The 21373-nt window shown below is 65.5% G+C and carries 24 protein-coding genes; 12 read left to right on the forward strand and 12 right to left on the reverse strand.

Going from position 1 to position 21373, the window contains the following annotated elements; genetic code table 11:
- Positions 1-32 precede the first annotated feature (32 nt).
- Positions 33-935 (reverse strand): protease HtpX, encoded by a 903-nt coding sequence (gene htpX / locus RA164_RS10370; protein WP_329740773.1) that lies wholly within the window; start codon positions 933-935, stop codon positions 33-35.
- 148 nt (positions 936-1083) lie between these two features.
- On the opposite strand from htpX, the gene gluQRS reads away from it, so the two are divergent.
- Complete coding sequence (gene gluQRS, locus RA164_RS10375) at positions 1084-1971, forward strand: tRNA glutamyl-Q(34) synthetase GluQRS (protein WP_329740774.1); 888 nt, start codon at positions 1084-1086, stop codon at positions 1969-1971.
- 91 nt (positions 1972-2062) lie between these two features.
- Positions 2063-2803 (forward strand): acetoacetyl-CoA reductase, encoded by a 741-nt coding sequence (gene phbB / locus RA164_RS10380; protein ID WP_329740775.1) that lies wholly within the window; start codon positions 2063-2065, stop codon positions 2801-2803.
- Between the two features lie 102 nt (positions 2804-2905).
- Here phbB and RA164_RS10385 read toward each other — a convergent pair whose 3' ends face one another.
- A complete protein-coding gene (locus RA164_RS10385) occupies positions 2906-3700 on the reverse strand; it encodes a tRNA threonylcarbamoyladenosine dehydratase (protein WP_329740776.1) in 795 nt (264 codons plus the stop codon).
- A gap of 145 nt (positions 3701-3845) precedes the next feature.
- Between RA164_RS10385 and RA164_RS10390 the strand changes: the two genes are divergently transcribed.
- Positions 3846-4235 (forward strand): cytochrome C, encoded by a 390-nt coding sequence (locus tag RA164_RS10390; protein ID WP_329740777.1) that lies wholly within the window; start codon positions 3846-3848, stop codon positions 4233-4235.
- A gap of 16 nt (positions 4236-4251) precedes the next feature.
- Here RA164_RS10390 and RA164_RS10395 read toward each other — a convergent pair whose 3' ends face one another.
- The 6 genes from RA164_RS10395 to RA164_RS10420 form a co-directional block, all read right to left on the reverse strand.
- The gene (locus RA164_RS10395) at positions 4252-4554 is read right to left on the reverse strand and encodes an Mpo1-like protein (RefSeq protein ID WP_329740778.1); all 303 of its coding nucleotides are present in this window, start codon (positions 4552-4554) and stop codon (positions 4252-4254) included.
- Positions 4555-4640: 86 nt separating this feature from the next.
- Positions 4641-5516, reverse strand: a complete 876-nt coding sequence (locus RA164_RS10400; RefSeq protein WP_329740779.1) for a pirin family protein — start codon at positions 5514-5516, stop codon at positions 4641-4643.
- A 31-nt stretch (positions 5517-5547) separates the two neighbouring features.
- Positions 5548-6609 (reverse strand): NADH:flavin oxidoreductase/NADH oxidase, encoded by a 1062-nt coding sequence (locus RA164_RS10405; RefSeq protein WP_329740780.1) that lies wholly within the window; start codon positions 6607-6609, stop codon positions 5548-5550.
- Between the two features lie 57 nt (positions 6610-6666).
- A complete protein-coding gene (locus RA164_RS10410; RefSeq protein ID WP_329740781.1) occupies positions 6667-7587 on the reverse strand; it encodes an alpha/beta hydrolase family protein in 921 nt (306 codons plus the stop codon).
- Between the two features lie 104 nt (positions 7588-7691).
- Positions 7692-7901 carry a cold-shock protein gene (locus tag RA164_RS10415; RefSeq protein ID WP_329740782.1) on the reverse strand — a complete coding sequence of 70 codons (210 nt, stop codon included), beginning with the start codon at positions 7899-7901 and terminating at the stop codon, positions 7692-7694.
- 284 nt (positions 7902-8185) lie between these two features.
- Positions 8186-8395 (reverse strand): cold-shock protein, encoded by a 210-nt coding sequence (locus RA164_RS10420; protein ID WP_329740783.1) that lies wholly within the window; start codon positions 8393-8395, stop codon positions 8186-8188.
- Between the two features lie 332 nt (positions 8396-8727).
- Here RA164_RS10420 and RA164_RS10425 point away from each other — a divergent pair, with 332 nt between their 5' ends.
- Positions 8728-9114, forward strand: coding sequence for a hypothetical protein (locus RA164_RS10425; RefSeq protein WP_329740784.1), 387 nt, complete (start codon positions 8728-8730; stop codon positions 9112-9114).
- 21 nt (positions 9115-9135) lie between these two features.
- Here the strand turns inward: RA164_RS10425 and RA164_RS10430 are convergent, their stop codons facing one another.
- Entirely contained in the window at positions 9136-10428 is a 1293-nt protein-coding gene (locus tag RA164_RS10430) for a winged helix-turn-helix domain-containing protein (RefSeq protein ID WP_329740785.1), read from the reverse strand.
- 127 nt (positions 10429-10555) lie between these two features.
- Here RA164_RS10430 and RA164_RS10435 point away from each other — a divergent pair, with 127 nt between their 5' ends.
- Complete coding sequence (locus RA164_RS10435) at positions 10556-10891, forward strand: EF-hand domain-containing protein (RefSeq protein WP_329740786.1); 336 nt, start codon at positions 10556-10558, stop codon at positions 10889-10891.
- Between the two features lie 136 nt (positions 10892-11027).
- Positions 11028-12119: a phospholipase A gene (locus RA164_RS10440; protein WP_329740787.1), complete on the forward strand. Its 1092-nt coding sequence runs from the start codon at positions 11028-11030 to the stop codon at positions 12117-12119.
- A gap of 73 nt (positions 12120-12192) precedes the next feature.
- Here RA164_RS10440 and RA164_RS10445 read toward each other — a convergent pair whose 3' ends face one another.
- The gene (locus RA164_RS10445; protein WP_329740788.1) at positions 12193-12675 is read right to left on the reverse strand and encodes an FKBP-type peptidyl-prolyl cis-trans isomerase; all 483 of its coding nucleotides are present in this window, start codon (positions 12673-12675) and stop codon (positions 12193-12195) included.
- Between the two features lie 138 nt (positions 12676-12813).
- Here RA164_RS10445 and RA164_RS10450 point away from each other — a divergent pair, with 138 nt between their 5' ends.
- Positions 12814-14166, forward strand: coding sequence for an MATE family efflux transporter (locus tag RA164_RS10450; protein ID WP_329740789.1), 1353 nt, complete (start codon positions 12814-12816; stop codon positions 14164-14166).
- Positions 14115-15752 carry a D-alanyl-D-alanine carboxypeptidase/D-alanyl-D-alanine endopeptidase gene (gene dacB, locus RA164_RS10455; RefSeq protein ID WP_329740790.1) on the forward strand — a complete coding sequence of 546 codons (1638 nt, stop codon included), beginning with the start codon at positions 14115-14117 and terminating at the stop codon, positions 15750-15752. Before RA164_RS10450 ends, dacB begins: the two co-directional genes overlap by 52 nt.
- Positions 15753-15777: 25 nt before the next feature.
- On the opposite strand, the gene RA164_RS10460 is transcribed toward dacB, so the two are convergent.
- A complete protein-coding gene (locus RA164_RS10460) occupies positions 15778-16254 on the reverse strand; it encodes a glutathione peroxidase (RefSeq protein WP_329740791.1) in 477 nt (158 codons plus the stop codon).
- A gap of 92 nt (positions 16255-16346) precedes the next feature.
- On the opposite strand from RA164_RS10460, the gene RA164_RS10465 reads away from it, so the two are divergent.
- The 3 genes from RA164_RS10465 (at position 16347) to RA164_RS10475 (ending at position 18903) form a co-directional block, all read left to right on the forward strand.
- A complete protein-coding gene (locus tag RA164_RS10465; RefSeq protein WP_329740792.1) occupies positions 16347-17357 on the forward strand; it encodes a methionine ABC transporter ATP-binding protein in 1011 nt (336 codons plus the stop codon).
- Positions 17354-18040, forward strand: a complete 687-nt coding sequence (locus tag RA164_RS10470; protein WP_329740793.1) for a methionine ABC transporter permease — start codon at positions 17354-17356, stop codon at positions 18038-18040. Before RA164_RS10465 ends, RA164_RS10470 begins: the two co-directional genes overlap by 4 nt.
- 62 nt (positions 18041-18102) lie before the next feature.
- The gene (locus RA164_RS10475) at positions 18103-18903 is read left to right on the forward strand and encodes a MetQ/NlpA family ABC transporter substrate-binding protein (RefSeq protein WP_329740794.1); all 801 of its coding nucleotides are present in this window, start codon (positions 18103-18105) and stop codon (positions 18901-18903) included.
- A gap of 97 nt (positions 18904-19000) precedes the next feature.
- On the opposite strand, the gene pncB is transcribed toward RA164_RS10475, so the two are convergent.
- Complete coding sequence (pncB, locus tag RA164_RS10480) at positions 19001-20185, reverse strand: nicotinate phosphoribosyltransferase (protein ID WP_329740795.1); 1185 nt, start codon at positions 20183-20185, stop codon at positions 19001-19003.
- Positions 20186-20554: 369 nt separating this feature from the next.
- On the opposite strand from pncB, the gene RA164_RS10485 reads away from it, so the two are divergent.
- Positions 20555-21370 carry a c-type cytochrome gene (locus RA164_RS10485; RefSeq protein ID WP_329740796.1) on the forward strand — a complete coding sequence of 272 codons (816 nt, stop codon included), beginning with the start codon at positions 20555-20557 and terminating at the stop codon, positions 21368-21370.
- Positions 21371-21373: the final 3 nt, after the last annotated feature.

A 21373-nucleotide genomic window follows, 5' to 3' on the forward strand; every position in this document is an offset into this window, starting at 1 on the left:
GCCTTTTCCCTGTCAGGGAAAAGGCAGATGGATCAGGCTGCCGTGGCGGCCTTGCGGAGCGCCTCGATGCGCTCTTCCAACGGCGGATGGCTCATGAAAAGCCGCTGCAGACCGGTTCCCATGCGGTCAGAAATACCGAATGCAGCCAGGGTCTTGGGCAGGCTGTTCTCGCCATGATCGACCTGCAGACGCTGCAATGCGGAGATCATCGCCCCACGGCCGGCCAGTTTCGCACCGGCGGCGTCGGCATGGAACTCGCGCCAGCGCGAGAAGGCCATCACGATCATCGATGCGAACAGGCCGAACACCACCTGCAGCACCATCACGGTGACGAAATAGCCGATACCGCTGCCACCGCGATTGTCGTTGCGGCCACCGGACATCCAGCTGTCCACCAGCTGGCCGATGACGCGTGCGGCAAGGATCACCAGAGTATTCAGCACGCCCTGGATCAGGGTCATGGTCACCATGTCACCGTTGGCGACGTGGCCGATCTCGTGCCCCAGCACGGCCGCCACCTGCTCGCGGTCCATCTGCTGGAGCAGGCCAGTGCTGACCGCCACCAGCGCGCTGTTCCTGGTCATGCCGGTGGCGAAGGCGTTCATCTCGGGTGCGTCGTACACCGCGACCTCGGGCATGCCGATACCGGCGTGCTGGGCATGCTGGCGAACCGTGTCCAGCAGCCAGCGCTCGTTTTCGTTGCGCGGCTGCTCGATGATCTGGGCGCCGGTGGTCCACTTGGCCATCTGCTTGGACATGGCCAGCGATATGAAGGCACCGCCCATGCCGAAGATCGCGGCAAAGACCAGCAGGCCGGTGATACCGCCGGCATTCTGGACGGCGGCATAGCGGTCCACCCCGAACAGGTGGCAGACGATGCTCAGCAGGAGCAGGACGGCAATATTGGTACCGAGGAACAGGGCTATGCGGCGCATGGGTCTACTCTCGAGACAGTCGTGGATGGAAACGGCGGCTGCGAATCGCAAAAATCGGGGCGCTGGCGGCCGCTTTCAAGAGATCCGGCACGCACCGACACCCGTCATCCGGGCATCAGCGCCGGGCGAGGCATCCTAGAATGTCTGCATGACCTACCGAGGACGCTTCGCCCCCTCTCCGACCGGATGCCTGCATTTCGGTTCCCTCGTCGCCGCCGTGGGCAGCTGGCTGTGCGCCCGGCATGCCGGCGGGCAGTGGCTGCTGCGGATGGAGGACATCGATCCACCCCGCGAAGTCGCCGGGGCCGCCGCCGACATGCTGGCCACCCTGCCCGCCTTCGGCCTGACCGCCGATGCCACGCCGCTGTTCCAGTCGACGCGACAGCCGGCCTACGACGCGGCTTTCGAACAACTGCGCGCCACCGGCCTGGTGTTCCCGTGCTGGTGCAGCCGCAGCGACCTGGCTGCATCCGGGGGGCTGCATCGCGATGGCCGCTGCGTAGCCTCCCCCATCGAAGGACGCGCGCCGGCCTGGCGACTGCGTGCACCTGATCTGGACATCCATTTCGAGGATGCCCTGCAAGGCTCGCAACGACAGAATCTGCGCGAATCGGTGGGCGACTTCGTGATCCGCCGGGTCGAGGGCTTCTACGCCTATCAGCTTGCCTGCGTGGTGGACGATGCCTTTCAGGACGTCACCGAGGTGGTTCGCGGCAGCGACCTGCTGGACGCCACGCCACGGCAGATCCATCTGCAGCGCCTGCTCGGGCTACCTACACCCGGCTACCTTCATCTGCCGCTGGTGCTGGACGCACAGGGACGCAAGTTGTCCAAGTCCGATGCTGCCCATCCGGTCGACCCGGCCAACCCGTTGCCGGCACTGCGCAGCGCGCTGTCCTTTCTTGGGCTGACGGTTGAATCGGACGCCTCCGACCCAGCGGAGCTGCTCGATCGTGCGCTGGTTGATTTCGATCCCGCACATTTGTCGCGCTGCGGCAACCGTCGTGCCGCGATAGCGGGTATAAGTGAATCGTAGGACATAATCACCGCATGCATGCGGTGGCGGTCCTGCACCGCTAACGACTCACCATTACCCACGCAATCGTAGCTAAGAAAGGAGATACACCATGGCGCAACGCACGGCATTGGTCACTGGCGGCACCGGCGGTATCGGCACCGCCATCGTGCGCTACCTCGCCGGACAAGGACATCGTGTTGCCACCAACTACCGCAATGCCGCCAAGGCCGAGGCCTGGCGCAAGCAGATGGCCGACGAAGGCATCGACGTCTTCATGGTGGAGGCCGACGTGTCCGATCCAGCCGCCTGCGAGGCGATGGCCCGCACCATCGAGGAAAAGCTCGGCCCGATCGACATCCTGGTCAACAACGCCGGCATCACCCGCGACACCACCTTCCACAAGATGAGCTACCAGCAGTGGAACGACGTGGTGAACACCAATCTCAACGCCTGCTTCAACGTCACCCGTCCGGTGATCGAAAGCATGCGGGCGCGCAAGTGGGGCCGCATCGTGCAGATCAGCTCGATCAACGGCCAGAAGGGTCAGTACGGCCAGGCCAACTACGCCGCGGCGAAAGCTGGCATGCACGGCTTCACCATCTCGCTGGCCCAGGAAAACGCGAAGTTCGGCGTCACCGTCAATACCGTCTCGCCCGGCTACGTCGGCACCGACATGGTGATGGCGGTGCCCGAGGAAGTCCGCGAGAAGATCGTGGCGCAGATCCCGGTCGGCCGCCTCGGCAAGCCCGAGGAAATCGCCCACGCCGTGGCCTTCTTCACCACCGACGAAGCCGCCTGGATCACCGGCGCCAATCTCGCCATCAATGGCGGGCATTACATGGGCTGGTGATTGGGGCGAGGAGCGAGTGGAGAGGAGTGAGAAGTGAGAGCAAGTCCGCAAACCGGACGCTCTGCGCTTTATCTCTCACTACTCACTGCTCGCTCCTGATTTTCACTTCTCACCTTTTCCGAGCAATTTCTCCAGCACCTTGCCTACGGCCGCAAAGGCGAAGGCGCCGGTGATGTGGGTCGCGGCCCCCAGGCCGCCGCCGCACGCCAGGTTCAGGGCATCGCCTCCCGGTGGACGCGTGCCGCAGACCGTGCCGTCGGGCTGCGGATACTGCACGTTCTGTAGCGAATAGACGGCCTGCACCCCGAAATAACGCTGCGGGCTGCGCGGGAAATTGAAGTCGCTACGGAGCTTCTTGCGAATCAGACTGAACATCGCGTCGTGCTCGGTACGCGACAGGTCGCGCACGCGGATCTGGGTCGGGTCGGTCCGTCCGCCCGCCGAGCCGACGGTGACGATGGGCAACTTGCGACGCCGGCACCAGGCGATCATTTCCAGCTTGACGCGGAACGCATCGCAGGCATCCAGCACCACGTCGTAGCCACGGTCGAGCAGTTCGTCCAGCGTGCCCGTGGTGAGAAAACGCTCGATCGCTTCCAGGCGCAACGTCGGATTGATCGCGTGCAGGCGCTTGGCCATCACGCCCACCTTGGGCTTGCCGTATTCACCGTCCAGCGCATGCAGTTGCCGGTTGGTATTGGACACGCACACTTCGTCGGCATCGATCAGGGTGAGTCGCCCCACCCCACTGCGCACCAGTGCCTCGGCCGCCCAGGAGCCTACCCCGCCGACGCCGACCACGCAGACGTGCGCGTCCGCCAGCCGGGTGACGCTGCCAGTGCCATAAAGTCGTTCGACGCCGGCAAAACGCTCGGCGGGATCATTCGGTTCGCTCATGCTCTGAATGCCTGCGGTAAAGCCCCCCGGACGGCCCTGCGGGCCTGCACCGGATTCGCCAAAACCCGTATTTTATCGGACCCGCGCGGCAACGACGAAAGACTGGGTTATGCTCGGCGACTTCGTCACCACGGACCCCGATAACATGCGTGCAGCCCTACTGATCGTGCTTGGCCTGGCCATCGGCATTCTCGGCACCGTACCGGTGATGAACGTCCTCAACCAGCGCAATCCGATGCCCAAGGCCGTGATGATCACCATGGGCTATCACATGCACCAACTGCAGGACGAGCTGAAGGCCAAGCGCTGCGATGCGACCGCCAGCCTCGGCCAGTTGCAGCACATGCAGGCGATCGCGGGCGACATTCCGGCCGCGTTCCCGAATACGCCCAAGGCTTTCGTGGAAGACACCACGCACCTGCAACAGGCACTCGGCGCCGCCGTGCAGGCCGCGCCCGCCGACTGCCCGGCACTGGCCGTCGTACTCAAGCCCGTCGGACATGCCTGCCAATCCTGCCACCAGGCGTTCCGCTGAGCGGTCGCGGCTCGACTCAGAGCCGCACCTTGCCGCGCCACACCTGCACATACATCACCCAGTCGCCCAGCAGGCTGTAGAGCGGATGGCGGAAGGTGGCGGGGCGGTTCTTCTCGTAGGCGAAATGACCGACCCAGGCAAAACCGTAACCAGCTACCGGCGCCAGCCACAGCCAGGCCGGACGAGCACTGACGATCGCCAGCAGAATCACCAGCAGGACCAGTGTGCTGCCGGCGAAATGCATCCTGCGACAGCGCCGGTCGCGATGTTCGCCGAGGTAGAACGGATAGAACTCGCGAAAGCTGGAGAACTCGGCCATGGATGCGCCCCGTCGGATGGCAGCGCCCAGCCTCGCGCGAAGCCGCTCACCTCGCAAGTCCGGGCCCTGGACCAAGCGTCTGGAGGTCAATAGTCCGGTAGCGGAATGAACTCGTCCTCGTCGCCAGGCACCTTACCGAAGCGCTGGTGGCGCCAGTCGTCCTTGGCCTGTTCGATCCGCTCGGTCGAACTGGATACGAAGTTCCACCACAGGTGACGTTCGCCATCCAACGGCGCACCACCGAACAACATCACGCGACTGGATTCGCGTGCGTGCAGCGCCGGTGCCGACGGGCCGGACTGCACTGCCATCTCGCCGGCCACCAGTTGGGTGCCGTCCCACTCGACAGCACCCTCCACCACATGCACGCCGCGCTCGGCGTGCTCCAGCGGCAACGCCAGGGTTGCGCCGGCATCGAGCTGTGCCTCGACGAAGAACATCGGCGCGAACACCTTCACCGGCGAGGTCTCGCCGTAGGCTTGCCCGGCGATCAGCACGAGCCGGGCACCGGGCAGGACGATCTTCGGCAGCGCCCCGGCATCATAGTGGTGGAACTCCGGGGCGACTTCCTGATCCGCCTGCGGCAGCGCCACCCACACCTGCACACCATGCATGCGCTGGCCACTGGATCGCGCCGCCGGCGGGGTACGCTCGGAATGCGTAATACCGCGACCGGCGGTCATCCAGTTCACCGCACCGGGGGTGATGTCGGCCATGCTGCCGAGGCTGTCGCGGTGGCGGATCGTGCCCTCGAACAGCCAGGTGACGGTAGCCAGCCCGATATGCGGATGAGGCCGGACATCCATACCCTTGCCCGGCGCCAGATCGACCGGCCCCATGTGGTCGTAGAACACGAACGGACCGACGTGGCGCGCGTCGAGCACGGGCAGCAGCCGACGCACGCTGAAACCGTCGCCCAGATCGTGCAGCCGGCCCTTGACCTGTTGCGGTGTTGCCTTCATGCCTTGTCTCCCTGCTGGTCGCCGTTGCTGCTCACCAGGCCCGCTGGTACTGCACCGGCGCCTGGATGGATGCGCCGAGCTCGTGCGCGGCGCGACGCGGAAAGTACGGATCGCGCAGGCTTTCGCGTGCAATCGATATCACGTCGGCGGCACCCTCCGCGAGAATGGCCTCGGCCTGGGCAGCTTCGGTGATCAGCCCCACCGCACTGGTGGGAATATCCGCCTCGCGACGTATCTGTGCCGCGAACGGCACCTGGTAACCCGGCCCCAGCGGAATCTTCACATGCGGTACCAGACCACCGCTGGACACGTCGATCAGGTCCACGCCCAACAGCTTCACCTGCCGCGCCAGCTCGACGCTTTCCTCGGCATTCCAGCCACCCTCGGCCCAGTCGGTGGCGGAAATGCGCAACCAGACCGGCAGGCCTTCCGGCCACACTTCGCGTATCGCGGCGACCACCTCGCGCAGCAGCCGGGTTCGGTTGTCGAAACTGCCGCCGTAATTGTCGGTGCGATGGTTGCTCAGCGGCGACAGGAACTGGTGCAACAGGTAGCCATGGGCGCCGTGCACCTCGACCAGCTTGAAGCCGGCGTCCAGCGCGCGCTGTGCCGCCGCGCGGAAATCGGCAATGACCTTGCGCAGGCCGGCTTCGTCCAGGGCCTGCGGCACATGCCAGCCGTCGTCGAACGGAAGGGCTGACGGTCCCACCGTGGCCCACGCACCCTCCACTGCCGTCAGCGGGCCACCGCCACGCCAGGGCTGATGCACGCTGGCCTTGCGCCCGGCATGCGCCAACTGCACGCCAGGCACGGCGCCCTGCGCCTCGATGAACGCCGTGATCGGCTGCCAGGCAGCCACCTGCGCATCGTTCCAGATACCGGTGTCCTGTGCCGAAATGCGCCCCTCCGGCGATACCGCCGTAGCCTCGGCCAGCACGGCGCCCGCACCGCCGGTCGCCCGACTCCCCAGATGCACCAGATGCCAGTGGTCGGGCAGACCGTCGACGGCGGAATACTGGCACATCGGTGCCACCGCGATGCGGTTGCGCAGAGTCAGGTCGCGTTGCGTGAAGGGTTCAAAAAGCCGAGCCATGGAAACGCCTTGTGCCTACGGGGGGAGTAAGGCACATGCTTGCACATCACGCCGACTTCAAGTGCCCGGTACCAGGAACGCTGCGTTCCGCGCATCGATCCAGCCTGCCATGCGCGACGCAATCGCATCCGGCTGCTTCATCCACGCGAAATGATCCGCAGGCCGGCCTTCGAGTTCGTCCGGCATGATCACGTCGGTCTGCTGGAGCGCCCGCGGCATCTTGCCCAGCAGCCAGCCCAGCGATGCGGCCGGCCCCAGCCAATCGTCGCGAAGACGCAGTGCCAGCACCGGTTGTCGCAACAAGGCCAGGCGCTGTTCCAGATCCACGCCCAGGCCCTTGGCCGCATAACGCCCGCCGCGCCCGCCGCGCCCGCTGCGCGACCAGTCGGCAATCACGCCGCGCGCCTCGTTGCCGCCAAAACCGATGCGGCGCCCCGGCAGGTGACCCAGCGTGTTTGCCAGCAGCGGTGCCAGCAGGTACGCCGCGCCAATGGCATAGCGACGCCGGAAGCGACGCCAGTACGGTGCGCCACTGGCGACCAAGGCGATACCGGAGAATGCGTCCGGATGCAGCGCGGCATACAGGCAGGCCAGTTGCCCGCCCAGGCTGTGGCCGCCGAGGGTGCAGGTGGCCTGTGGCCAGCGCTCGCGCATCGCCTGCACCCCCGCGGGAAGGTCGGCCGCGAGCAGTTCCCGATAGCCCCAGTCCACGTGCCGTCCGGCACGACGGTCGCTCGAGCCGATGCCACGCCATTCATGCAGCGCCACAGCCACGCCTTGCCCGGCCATGGCCATCGCCAGCGGCAGGTAATGCTTCGCCGGGACACCCATCGCCGGAAGCCAGTACAAGACTTGGCGCGGCGATGGTTCCGCTGTCAGTAACAGCAGTTCGGAACGCGTACCGTCGGCGGCGGTGACCGACAGGATTTCGGGCCCGATCGAGTGATGGTCGGCAACGAGCGAAGTGGCTGAAGTCATCCTGTCAGGCTAGCGATTCGGCGTTACTGCACAAGCCCCGTAAAACGGGCTCCATGAAAAAGGCCGGCTTGCGCCGGCCTTTCTGTTGCACGCTCGGCCCGAACTTACTCGGGCGAAACCTCATCCGCCTGCAGGCCCTTTTGGCCCTGCACGACATTGAAGCTCACCTTCTGGCCTTCCTTCAGACTCTTGAAACCCGAGCCGGTGATGGCGCGGAAATGAACGAAGACGTCGGGGCCATTCTCGCGACTGATGAAGCCGAAGCCCTTGGCGTCGTTGAACCACTTGACGGTGCCAACCTCACGATCCGACATGACTCACTCCGATCCTTGACATTTGAAACTGAGACCAGCCGACCACGAAGGCCGACGCCTTACTGGGCATGCTGAGGATCGAGTGGAGCGACACGGATTCCTGAGACCGCGCCAGGACACGCACGTGACCGAGCAAACACAGTGTGTCCAAGCATAACGGATTTTTTAAATGCAAGTGCTGGAAGGCCGCGTCTTTTCGAATCGAAAATCAACCCGTTGTTTCCAAATGAAAAAAGCCGAGCGAAAACGCCCGGCTTTTTCCTAATCCGATGCCGAAAAGGCAATCAGGCGGCGGACACCTCGTCAGCCTGCAGGCCCTTCTGGCCCTGCACGACCTTGAAGCTGACCTGCTGGCCTTCCTGCAGGCTCTTGAAGCCATTGCCGGTGATCGCGCGGAAATGCACGAAAACGTCCGGGCCATTGTCACGGCTGATGAAGCCGAAACCCTTGGCATCGTTGAACCACTTGACGGTACCGATCTGACGATCAGACATAAAACACTCCACTAGGTATCAAAGGATAGACTCGGCGGCCGCACTTCGCGACGCCGGCTTACTGGTGTGCAAGGAACCCTAGGGGGTGAGCGATGAGACGGTTCTTGATCGGCAGCATCGGGTCACATGACTCTGGTGACCCCGGCAAACACAGCGCGGTAAGCATAGCCGGAGTTGCGTCGCGGCGCGACTATCCCTCCCGCGGCATCCGCAGGCGGTTCAGCCACCGGCTACATATGTATGGCACACAATGACGTGCGGCGGATCAGCGTCGCCCGCGATAAAGTGACGCCGCGTCCCCGCCCCTCCCCCGTACCCAAGGAAACGACCGCATGGACAACGCGCTGCCACGACGGATCGCCGCAGGCGGTCTGATCTGCGTGCTGCTGGCCGCCTGCAGTTCGCAGCCGGTCCGGCACACACCACCGGTCAATCCGGGCACGTCGGGGCCGGGCTACGCACCGGTCACCGGCGTCCCCGCCTGCGACGCCTATCTGGCCAGCTACCTCGCCTGTCATCGTGCCGCCGGCATCTATCCATCCGGCCAGACGCAGAGCCACTACTTGGCGATGCGCCGGATTCTGCTGCACGAGGCGCAGAATCCCGCCACCCGCCCCTACCTGGACGGCCGCTGCGCCTCGCTGAGCAACAACCTCCGCAGTGCGCTGCATGGCCTGAATTGTTCCGGCCCCGCACCCCGCACCGCCGACGCACCCTGAATCCAGCACCGGGCGTCGCCGTCACCCCGCTTCTGCCTGCCGTTCGCGCACGGACCTGCGCAAGGCTCCGGCCAACGCCGATGGCTGGCACCACCCCAACCGGACCTGCGGCGTTCCATGCCAGCGCGCCGTCGAAACCAGTGCGGCAGCCAGGTCCTGAAGCAATCGTGGCGACACCTCCACCCCCTGTTCCAGGAACAGCGCCTTCACCTCGAAAACGCCATCGGCTCGATGCGCCTTGGCGTCCAGCCGTCCGACCAGCCGACCGCGTTGCAGGATCGGCAGCACGTAGTAACCGTAGCAACGCTTCGCCGCAGGCAGGTAACACTCGATGCGGTAGTCGAAATCGAACATGCCAAGCAAACGGGCACGGTCCCAGACCAGCGGATCGAACGGCGAGAGCAGCGCCGTATGGGTCGCACGCAGCCGCCCGCCTCGCGCACGCTCCAGCAGGTCGGCATGATCGCGATGCGCATAGGCCGGCTCGCTCCAGCCCGCGACCGCCAGTTCCACCAGTTCACCGGACAGCAGCAGCGGCAGCAGTTCCTGCCTGTCGACCGCCGGCTTCAAGCGGTAGTAGTCGGCAATCCAGCGTGCGCTCGTCACCCCCAGCGCCCGGACCGTGTCGACAATAAAGCGCTGGCGCAACTGCTCACTGGACATACCGGTCATGGCCGGATCGATGGGCGGCCGCAGACGGGCCAGCACCCGGTCGGCCAGATCGTAGACCCGCTGGAAACGCTCGCGCCGCGCCACCATCAGCTCGCCCTCGGCGAACCACGCTTCCAGCCAGCGTTTTTCGGGCTTCCATTCCCACCAGCCTGATTTGCCGCGATCGGCACGCTCGAAATCGGCAGCGCGCACCGGTCCACCGGCCCGAACCCGCTCCAGCAGCGCATCCATGCCTGCCGCCTGTTCGCGCCGCATGCGCTGTGCATGGCGATAGGCCCAATGCCCGGCCCGCTGGTCGCGCCATGCCCGGTGCAGCGGAACGTCGGCTGCCGGCACGAAACAGGCCTCGTGCACCCAGCATTCGGCCAGCCAGCCATCGGCCAGCGCCTGCTCCAGCCATTCGGCCGGGTACGACCCAAGCCGTGCATGCAGCACCAGATAGGGGCTGCGGGCCACCACGTGGATGCTGTCGATCTGCAACAGGCGCATCTGCGCGATGGCATTCACCATGTCCTCGCGCCGCGCGCGACGGCGCGGTGCGTGAAGCAGCCCCTGTGCCGCCAGCTGCACGAGCCTGGCCTGGGCTACGGTCAATGACGGTGCGACAACTGAAGATTTGCCCAACGCATGCACCGCCTTCACGAAACTACTGCCGGCATTTTGAGTCCTTGTCGACGGAACGCTTGCTAGCGTACCCGGTGAGCATGGAGACCTTAGCAACGGCCATCCGACGTGCGCCGTCATCCATCTTCATTAAGGAGTAACGACGATGAATTTCCGTTCACTACTTGTCCTTCCACTGGCCGGCGGCCTGCTGCTGGCCGGCCAGGTGCTGGCGCAGGGCCAGCCGGCCATTAGCGACACCAGCAGCACCACGTTCAACACCCCGCAGGGCCAGGTGACGATCGACTCGAAGCCGGCTGCGGCTCCTGCCGTCGGCAGCGCGCCGGACTTCGCGGCGCTCTCCGGCGGCAAGAAATGGATCACCCGGGCCCAAGCCGCATCGTATCCGCCGCTGGCCAACGACTTCGGGTTCGCCGACAGCAACCACGACGGCCATATCAGCAAGGCCGAGTACGCGCGCTGGGTGAAACAACTGAACTGAAAGCGCAGGTCATCAACCGGCCAGACTCTCCGGCAGGCGCCGGTCACGCCATGTGACCGGCGTTTTTTTACCTGTCGCGGACGCCGGCTACACTGGGCCATGCCCGCGCCAGGAACGGCGCCCTGCGGAGCCCTTCATGAAGAAACAGCCGACTGCCGTCGCTGCCGCCCTGGTCGCCAGCCTGCTGAGTCTGCCCGGCCATGCGCAGAACCCCGATCCGATGGATATCCGCGCCTGCACGGCCATCGAGAACGATGCGCAACGCCTTGCCTGCTACGACAAGGCCACCGGCCGCGACCAGTTGCCGGCCGCCCGGAAGCGACAGTCCGGCCCGGTGCCACAGTTGCCGCCGGACGACCATGTGTTCGTCCACGATATTCCGCTGGCCGGCCGATCCGGCAGACCCGGCAAACCGATGTCGCTGCTCGACAGCCGCTGGGAATTGTCGCGCGGGAGCAAGCTCGGCACCTTCAACATCCGTGGCTACCGGCCGGTGTACGTACTGCCGATCTTCGTCACCAGCAACCAGAACAATCGCCCGACCAGCCCCAACCCGAACAACACGGTGCGTACGGCGCAGCAGTTGCAGAACATCGAAATGAAATTCCAGCTCAGCCTGAAGACCAAGATCTGGCAGGGCGTGTTCGGCGACAAGGGCGACCTATGGGTGGGCTATACACAGTCATCGCGCTGGCAGGCCTACAACGCCAGGATCTCGCGCCCGTTCCGCGAAACCGACTATCAGCCCGAAGCGATCCTGGTGTTCGGCACGCACTATCACCTGCTGGGCTGGGAAGGCCGGATGTTCGGTATTGGCCTGAACCACCAGTCCAATGGGCGCGCCGACCCGCTGTCGCGCAGCTGGAATCGCGTGATCGCCGACTTCGGCTTCGAACGCGACGGCTGGACGCTGATGATCCGTCCCTGGTGGCGTATTCCCGAGGCACGCAAGGACGACAACAACCCCGACATCAGCAACTACGTGGGCCGCGCCGACATGCAACTGGTGCATGAATGGCACGGCCAGGAATTCGGCCTGATGGTGCGCCACTCGCTGCGTGGGGGTAGCCGCAGCCATGGCGCCGCCCGGTTTACCTGGAGCTTTCCGCTGGCCGGCAACGTGCGCGGCTACATGCAGGTATTCAAGGGCTACGGCGAGAGCCTGATCGACTACAACCACAACGCCACCTATCTGGGCCTGGGCATCTCGCTGCTCGACTGGTACTGAACGATCGATCGCCGGAAACGACGAAGGCCCGGGGTATCCCGGGCCTTCGCGCATGCAACCGAAGTGGCAATGCTCAGTGCTGGTGGCCGCCGGCACCGTGCACGTGGCCGTGGGACAGTTCCTCTTCGGTGGCCTCGCGCACTTCGACCACCTCGATGGCGAAGTGCAGCGTCTTGCCGGCCAGCGGATGGTTGCCGTCGATGTGCACGGTCTCGTCCTCGACCTTGGTCACGGTGACGTTGAAGACGCCCTGCGGCCCCTGGCCCTGGAACTGCATGCCCGGCTGGATGTTGTCCACGCCCTGGAAAGCGCTGCGCGGCACGGCCTGGATCAGCTCCGGCTGGTGCTCGCCATAGCCTTCGGCGGGCGCCACATCGACATTGAACTTGTCGCCGACCTGGTGGCCTTCCATCGCCTTTTCCAGGCCCGGCACGATCTGCCCCTGGCCATGCATGTAGGGCAGCGGCTCGCGCCCGGCGGAGCTGTCGACGACCTGGCCGGCATCGTCGGTCAAGGTGTAATGGAAGGAGGCGACGGTGCGCGGTGCGATCTGCATCGTGGGAAATTCCGGTAACGTGTGAATGGACCGGTTCTGCGCCGGTACGAACGAACAGCCTAACAGATCGGCGCCACGCCTTCCCGGAGCAGCCGCGCCGCCAAGCCAGAATGCACCACCCACCGGAACCCCGAAGACATGGCAACCCTGCTGGCCGACTGGCGCCACGGCCCGACCCATCGACACGTCTGGGCACTGGCCACGCCGATGATCCTGTCCAACCTGTCTGTTCCGCTGGTGACGCTGGTGGACAGCACGGTGGCCGGCCACCTGCCGCACACCAGCGACCTTGCGGCCGTTGCGGTGGGCAGTGCCATCTACACCCTGCCGGTATGGTGCATGGGCTTCCTGCGCATGGGCACGACCGGCTTTGCCGCGCAGGCGCACGGCAGCGGCAGCGGAACGGCGCTGCGCACGATCCTGGCGCAGGCGCTGCTGCTGGCGGCAGTCATGGGCCTCTTAGCGGGCACGCTGATGTGGCCGGTACTGCCATGGTTAATCGCGCAGATGCACCCGTCCGCCGCCCTGGGCAGCCTGGGCCTGCAGTACCTGCACCTGCGGCTGTTCGGCCTGCCTGCGGCGATGCTGAACTATGCGCTGGCAGGCTGGTTCATCGGCAAGCACGACACACGTTCCGCACTGTATCTGCTGCTGGTGACCAACCTGGTCAACATCGCACTGAACCTGCTGCTGGTGCCGGGACTGAAGATGGGGGTGCCGGGCATCGCATGCGCATCGGTCGGCGGCGTGTGGTGTGGCTCCCTGTTCGGCCTGAACCGCGCGCGCGGCATGTTGCGCAACCTGGGCGGCCGGGCCGACTGGCAGGCGATGCGCAAGTGGACGCACTGGCGGCCGCTGCTGCTGGTCAACCGCGACATCTTCCTGCGCACGCTGGCGCTGGTTGCGGTGTTCTTCTCGATGTCACTGCTCGGCACGCGGCTGGGCGATGCCGTGGTCGCAGCGAACACGCTACTGCTGAACGGGCTGATGGTGACCGCCTTCGGGCTGGACGGCTTCGCCAACGCGATCGAGGCGCTGACCGGTCACGCCATCGGCGCCCGGGATACCGCCAGTCTGCACCGGGCACTGGTCGTGGCGGGCGGATGGTCCTTGCTGGGAAGCCTCGGCTTCGCGCTGTTCTTTACATGCTTCGGCCACCTGTTCGTGGATCTGCAGACCAGCCTGCCGGCCGTGCGCCGGATCGCCTACCGCGCCCTGCCCTGGCTGGCGATCCTTCCGCTGGTCGGCGTGTGGAGCTACCTGCTCGATGGCCTTTTCGTGGGCGCCACCCGCGCCCGCGAAATGCGCAACGGCATGCTGCTGTCGGCGCTGCTTTTCGGGCTGCTTGCATGGGCCTGCCGCGACTGGGGCAACAACGGGTTATGGCTCGCCTTCGTGGCCTTCATGGCCATGCGCGGGGCCAGCCTCGGTTTCATGGCATGGCGACTGCGACACCGTGGCGCATGGATCGCCAGCCCGGCAACTGGCTGAGCATGGCACCGCTGCGGGATACTCGTCGGATGAAGCAGACCCCGCCGACGCGCCCTGGCGCCCACCTCGCCGCCCTTGTCCTCGCCACGTTCGCCCTCCTTCTGCCCACTGGAACGTTCGCGCAGGCCCCGCCGGCACCGGCTGCGCATTCGATCGCCGCGCTGGGCGGGCAGATCGACGCGATCATCCACCAGGCGCGTTTCGCCGGTGCCGCCTGGGGCATCAAGGTAGTGTCGCTGGACAGCGGCGACACGCTGTACAGCTATCGTCCCGACCACCTGCTGCTGCCTGCGTCCACGGCGAAGCTATACACCGCCGCGCTGAGCCTCGACACGGTCGGCGCCAATTACCGCATTCCCACCCGCCTGCTGGGTACCGGACCGATCAGGCAAGGCACCCTGGAAGGACCGCTGGTGCTGTACGGCATGGGCGACCCGTCGCTCGGCGCAACCGATGCCACCGCCGACTGGGCCGACCAGCTTGCCCGTCAGCTGATCGCGCGCGGCATCCGTCGCATCCGCGGCAACCTGATCGCCGACGCCCGCTATTTCACCGGCCCGCGCCTCGGCCCTGGCTGGGAAGCCAGCGACCTGCAGAACTGGTACGCCGCGCCCGCCTCGGCACTCACGGTCGACGAAAACACCATGACGGCCACCGTGCATCCGGCGAACCGCCCCGGCTGGCCCACCCGCGTCACGCTCGACCCCGCGGACGGGGTGGGTACGCTGCGCAACACGATGCACACCGGTGCCACGCACTCGCCCGCGAACATCAATCTCTACCGCGCCCCGAACTCGCCCACGCTGTATGCCTTCGGCAGCGCGCCCGCGGGCTCGCCAGTGCAGCACTACCGGCTGGCCATCAACGATCCGCTGCGGTTTGCCGGCGCACAACTACAGCGGGCGCTCGCTCAGCACGGCATCAAGCTGTTAGGTCATGTACGCACGCTGCGCTGGCCGCAACAGGACACGGACTTGCTGGCACACGCACAACTGCTGGGCGAAGTGCTGTCGCCGCCGCTGATCGACGTGCTTCGCAGCGGCCTGAAACGCTCGCAGAACCTGTATCTGCAGAACCTGTTGCAGATCGCGGGCGTGCGCGCACAGGCTGCCGCCACATCGGACCCGCCGCCGACAACGTTTATGAGCAGCACCGACTGGGGCCTGCATGCGCTACAGGCGCTGCTCAAGCGGATCGGTATCGCACCGTCGGAAGCCCTGCTCGAAGAAGGTACGGGACTCTCGCGGCAGGACCTCACCACGCCGGCCGCGCTGGTGCGCCTGCTTCAATACCTGGCTGCGCAGCCGTATGCCGACCAACTACGCAATGCGCTGCCGATCGCCGGCGTCGACGGTACCCTGAAGTGGCGCATGCGTGATACGCCCGCCGCGGGCAATGTGCATGCAAAGACGGGCAGCATGACCTACGTGGACTGCCTGGCCGGCTATGTCACCACCGCCGGCGGAGAGCATCTGGCCTTCGCCATCATGCTCAACCACTACCACCGACCCGACAGTGCTCCGCCGGCCGGACGTGACATCGATGCCATCGCCGAACTGCTGGCGACCCTGCAGGGCCGGAGCTGAACCCGGCCATCGGCCGGGCAGGCGCTCAACTTGCGGGCAGGTCGCGGGCGATCTTCGCGGGCGTATCGGTCGGCGCGTAACGCTTGCGCACCTGTCCGTCCGGGCCGATCAGGAACTTGGTGAAGTTCCACTTGATCGCCTCGCTGCCTAGGATGCCCTTGCCCTCGTGCTTCAGCCACTTGTAGAGCGGATGCGCCACCTCACCGTTCACCTCGATCTTGGCAAACATCGGAAAACTGACGTCGTAGCGGGTGCTGCAGAAGCTGCGGATCTCCGCTTCGTCACCCGGTTCCTGGTGGCCGAACTGGTCGCAGGGAAAGCCCAGCACGGTGACGCCGCGGTCGCGATGCTCGCGCCACAACGCCTCCAGTCCCTCGTATTGCGGGGTGAAACCGCATTTCGAGGCCACGTTGACGATAAGCAGGGTGCGCCCACGCCATTCGGCTAGCGGGCGTTCGTTTCCGTCGATGTCACGTGCGCTGAAATCGTAGACACTGGTCATGGCGTGGCCTGATCGGGCATGAGGGGAAAACTGGACGTATGGAAGTCTACGCCAGCGGCTAGAATACCGTCCCGCCTCCAGTCCCGACCGCCGTGATCCGTTTCCTCGACGTCCACAAGTCCTACCACGTCGATGGCCGTGACGTTCCGGCCCTCGCTCCCTTCAGCCTCGATATCGACGACGGCGAGGTGTTCGGCATCATCGGGCACTCGGGCGCCGGCAAATCTACCCTGCTGCGCATGATCAACCTGCTGGAACGGCCCAGCGGTGGCCGCGTGCTGGTCGGCGATCTGGATATGACCGCACTGGACGACACCGCACTGCGCATGCAGCGCCAGCGCATCGGCATGATCTTCCAGCACTTCAACCTGCTCGACTCGCAGACGGTAGCGGACAACGTGGCCTTCCCGCTGAAGCTCGCCGGCCAGCACGACACGTCCACGATCCGCGCACGCGTCGATGAACTGCTGGCACGGGTCGGCCTGAGCGGGCACGCCGACAAATACCCGTCGCAATTATCCGGCGGCCAGAAGCAGCGCGTCGGCATTGCCCGCGCCCTGGCCAACCGCCCGTCGATCCTGCTCTGCGACGAGGCGACCAGCGCGCTCGACCCGCAGACCACCGGCGACGTGCTGGAGCTGCTGGCCGAGATCAATCGCGAACTCAGGCTCACCGTCGTGCTGATCACCCACGAGATGGATGTGGTCCGCCGCATCTGCGACCGCGTAGCGGTGCTGGACAGCGGACACATGGTGGAACTGGGCGCGGTAGCCGACGTGTTCCTGCACCCGCAGCACCCGACCACACGGCGCTTCGTGGAAGAAGCGCTGCCCGAGGAAAGCGCCGCGGAACAGGCGCCGTATGCGCAGGTGAGCGGACGCATCCTGCGCCTGAGCTTCCGCGGCGAGGCCACGTGGACACCCTCGCTGAGCCGAGTCATGCGCGAAACCGGGGTGGATTTCAACATCCTTGCCGGCCGCATCGACCGTATCAAGCACCTGCCCTACGGCCAGCTCACACTGGCACTCGAAGGCGCCAACGTGGACGCCGCACTGCAGGCGCTGCGCGGTGCCGGCATCGAGATCGAGGAGATGACGCGATGACCGCCGCACCATTGCTGCACGCCCTGTTCCCCAACATCGACGACTGGGGCGAAATCGGCCAGGGCTGCGTCGACACCCTGCTCATGCTGGGCGGTTCGCTGGCGCTTACCGTGCTGATCGGCCTTCCGCTCGGGGTTCTGCTATACCTCACCGCACGCGGCCAGTTGCGCGCCATGCCGAGGCTTTATGGGCTCACCGCGCTGATCGTGAACGTGCTGCGCTCGATCCCCTTCATCATCCTGATGATCGTGCTGATGCCGGTCACCTATTTTCTCGTCGGCACCCGCCTCGGCATCCGCGGCGCGATTCCACCGTTGGTGATCGGCGCCGCGCCGTTCTTCGCCCGGCTGGTGGAGACCTCTCTGCGCGAGGTGCAGCCCGGCGTGATCGAGGCGGCACAAGCCATGGGTGCCAGCACCTGGCAGATCGTGCGACGCGTACTGCTGCCCGAGGCCCGCTCCGGTATCGCCGCCGCGATCACCGTAACCGCCATCGCACTGGTCGGCTACACCGCGATGGGTGGCGCGATCGGCGCCGGCGGTCTTGGCGATCTGGCCTATCGATATGGCTACCTGAGCTACAAGTCGGACTACATGGTGGTGACCGTATTCCTGCTGATCGTTCTGGTACAAGCGCTCCAGGTCATCGGCGAGCGTATCGTGACGAGGCTTTCCAGGCACTGACAGGCGTTTTGCACATGGCCGTATGGACGGCTATCCTTGTGCGCCGCAAAGAGACTCACGCCATGAAACTGCTGCTTGCCGCCGTCGTCGCCACGCTGGCCCTGTTGCTGCTGGCCGGCTGCGCGTCGCATGACGACGAAGACCCGCACACGCTCACCGTGGCCGCCACCGCCATCCCGCATGCCGAGATCCTGCAGCAGGTCAAGCCGATCCTGGCGAAGGAAGGCGTGAAGCTGAAGATCAAGGTCTTCGCCGATTACGTTCAACCCAACCTGCTGGTTGCCGAAAAAGCCATCGATCTCAACTACTTCCAGACCCGCCCGTATCTGGATGCCTTCAACCGCGAGCACGGCACGCATCTGGTGACCATCGTGGGCGTGCACATCGAGCCGTTCGGCGCCTACTCGCGCAAATACAAGAACATCGGCCAGCTTCCCGATGGCGCCAGCGTGGCCTTGCCGAACGACCCGAGCAATGAGGGCCGTGCCCTGCTGCTGCTGGCCCACAACGGCCTGATCACGCTGAAGAACCCCAAGGACCAGCTGTCCTCGCTGCAGGACATCGTGGCGAACCCCAAGCACCTCCGGTTCAAGGAGCTGGAGGCCGCCATGCTTCCGCGCACCCTGGACGAAGTGGATCTGGCGCTGATCAACACCAACTACGCGCTGGCCGCCGGCCTCGATCCGCAGAAGGACGCGCTGCTGATCGAGAACAAGGATTCGCCGTACGTGAACTACCTGGTCGGCCGCCCCGATGAAGTTAACGATCCACGCGTGCAGAAACTGGCGAAGGCCTTGACCAGCCCGGCCATCAAGGCCTTCATCGAGAAGAAGTATCACGGCGCCGTGCTGCCGGCATTCTGACCTTCTTCAACCGCAGCACGCCCGGTCCTCGTTCGACGGACCGGAATCCGTGACCACGGCGCCGCGCAAGCGGCGCCTGCACGTCAGCCTTGCCCGGTCAGCCCTGCGAGGCGGGAATCTCGAACACCTGACGCAGATAGGTCACGTAGGCCTCGTCGTCGCACATGTTCTTGCCGGGCGAATCGCTGAGCTTGGCCACCGGCTGCCCGTTGCAGCGGACCATCTTGATGACGATGTTGAGCGGTTCCGGCCCCACGTCGTTGCTGAGATTGGTACCGACACCGAAGGCCAGCAGACAGCGACCACGGAAGTGTTCGTATAGCTGCATCACCTTGGGAATATCCAGTCCATCGCTGAAGACCAGCACCTTGCTGCGGGGATCGACGCGGTTGGCACGGTAGTGCGCGATCATCCGCTCGCCCCAGGCGAACGGGTCGCCCGAGTCGTGCCGGGCACCGTCGAACAGCTTGCAGAAGTACATGTCGAAGTCGCGCAGGAACGCCTCAAGTCCATACACATCGGACAGCGCGATGCCGAGATCGCCGCGGTACTCCCTGGCCCAGGTTTCCAGCGCCGCCACCATCGAGTCGCGCAGGCGTGGACCCAGCGCCTGGTGCGCCTGCAGATACTCGTGGGCCAGGGTGCCCAGCGGAGTCATGCCCAGGCGCTTGGCGAACCACACGTTGCTGGTGCCGGCCAGCTGCCTGCCCAGGCCATCGCGCAGCGCGACCAACACCTCTTCATGCCAGTCGCGCGAGAAGCGCCGGCGCGTGCCGTAATCGGCGATGTGGCAATGCTCGAAGTCCGGCGTCTCGTGCAGCATCGCCACCTTTTCGTGCAGGCGTCGGCGTCCTTCGGCAAGGTCCAGTCCTGGCTGGGTGTTGCGGAAATACACCTCGTTGACGATCGCCAGCAGCGGGACCTCGAACAAAATGGTATGCAGCCATGGCCCACGGACATGGATATCGATCTCGCCGTTGCCGGCCGCGGCCGGCTCGATCGTCACGTACTTGCTGTTGAGCTTGAACAGGCCCAGAAAGTCGACAAAGTCGCTCTTGATGAAGCGCATCTCGCGCAGATAGTCCAGCTCCTCGGCGGTGAAGCGCAGCTCGCACAGCGCGGCCAGTTCGGCCCGGATCTCATCGATATAGGGCACCAGGTCGATGCCCGGATTGCGGCACTTGAAGCGGTACTCGACCTGGGCGGCCGGGTAATGGTGCAGCACCACCTGCATCATCGAGAATTTGTAGAGATCGGTATCCAGCAGGGATTCGATGATCATGGGTCGTCCATCGTTCGCGGGGAATCGCCGTGCAGCAGACCTGGGGAGCGCGGCGGCAGGCCTGATTATGCCCGGCCCGGAGCGGTGGCGATCCATCGATGCCCGCCTACGGGCTGCCGGCAGGCATAAAAAAACCCCGCGAGCCAGGGGATGGACGCGCGGGGCTTGTCAGGTCGACGGCCTTGGGGAGGTTTGGCCGACCCCTCGGCGGCACGATGTACTGTGCCGCCTCTTGTCGCCATCACGGCGATACGTGTGCTTAGTGTGGCCGCCACGGGGAAAGTTCAAGGGCAGCGTTTATCCTCCAGACAGCCTGGCAGGCAACCGCCTCCCCGGCTCTACAATCGTTTCATTTCGCCGGAGAACACCATGCCGATGCGCTGGACCGCCTGCCTGATCGCGCTATGCCTTGCCCTGCCCGTCCATGCCGCAGACCTGAAGATCGACCTCGGGCACGGCAGCACCGTCTACAGCACCGCCCAGCTGCTCGCCCGGCCCGACGCACGCACGGTCGCCATTCCGCACGATGTCGCCTACGGCCGCGCCATGCGCTACCGCGCGATCCCCCTGCGGGATCTGCTGCCCGGCATCGCCCCCGGTGACCACCTTCAATTCGTCGCCGCCGACGGCTTCATTGCGGAGATACCTGCCGCCGTTCTCCTGAATCGGCAGGGCGCCCACCCCTGGCTGGCCGTGGAGGACCCCGCGCATGCCTGGCCCGACATGCCCCACGAAGACCAGAGTCCGGCGCCGCTCTACCTGGTGTGGACACACCCCGAAGCCGCCCACATCAGCTCGGAGCAGTGGCCCTACCGGCTGGTCGAGATCCGCCTGACCCGCAGCGTCGACCGCCGCTTCCCGGCGATCGTGCCCAGCCCGACACTGCCCGCCGGCAGCCCGGTTCGGCGGGGATTCGCGGTATTCAAGCGCACCTGCTTCGCCTGCCACACGCTCAACGGCGAAGGCCACGCCACGCTGGGGCCGGATCTCAACATTCCGTACAACCCCACCGAATACCTGCACCCCGACCTGCTACGCGCTTTCATCCGCAATCCGCAGTCGCTGCACCGCTGGCCCACAGCCAAGATGCACGGATTCCCCACGCAGGACGACATGTCCGATGCCGACCTGAACGCGGTCATCGCGTATCTCAGGTACATGGCAAAGCACAAGGTGAAGCACTGAGGC

It is taken from the genome of Dyella sp. A6 (assembly GCF_036320485.1).
Lineage (GTDB): Bacteria > Pseudomonadota > Gammaproteobacteria > Xanthomonadales > Rhodanobacteraceae > Rhodanobacter_A > Rhodanobacter_A aluminiiresistens.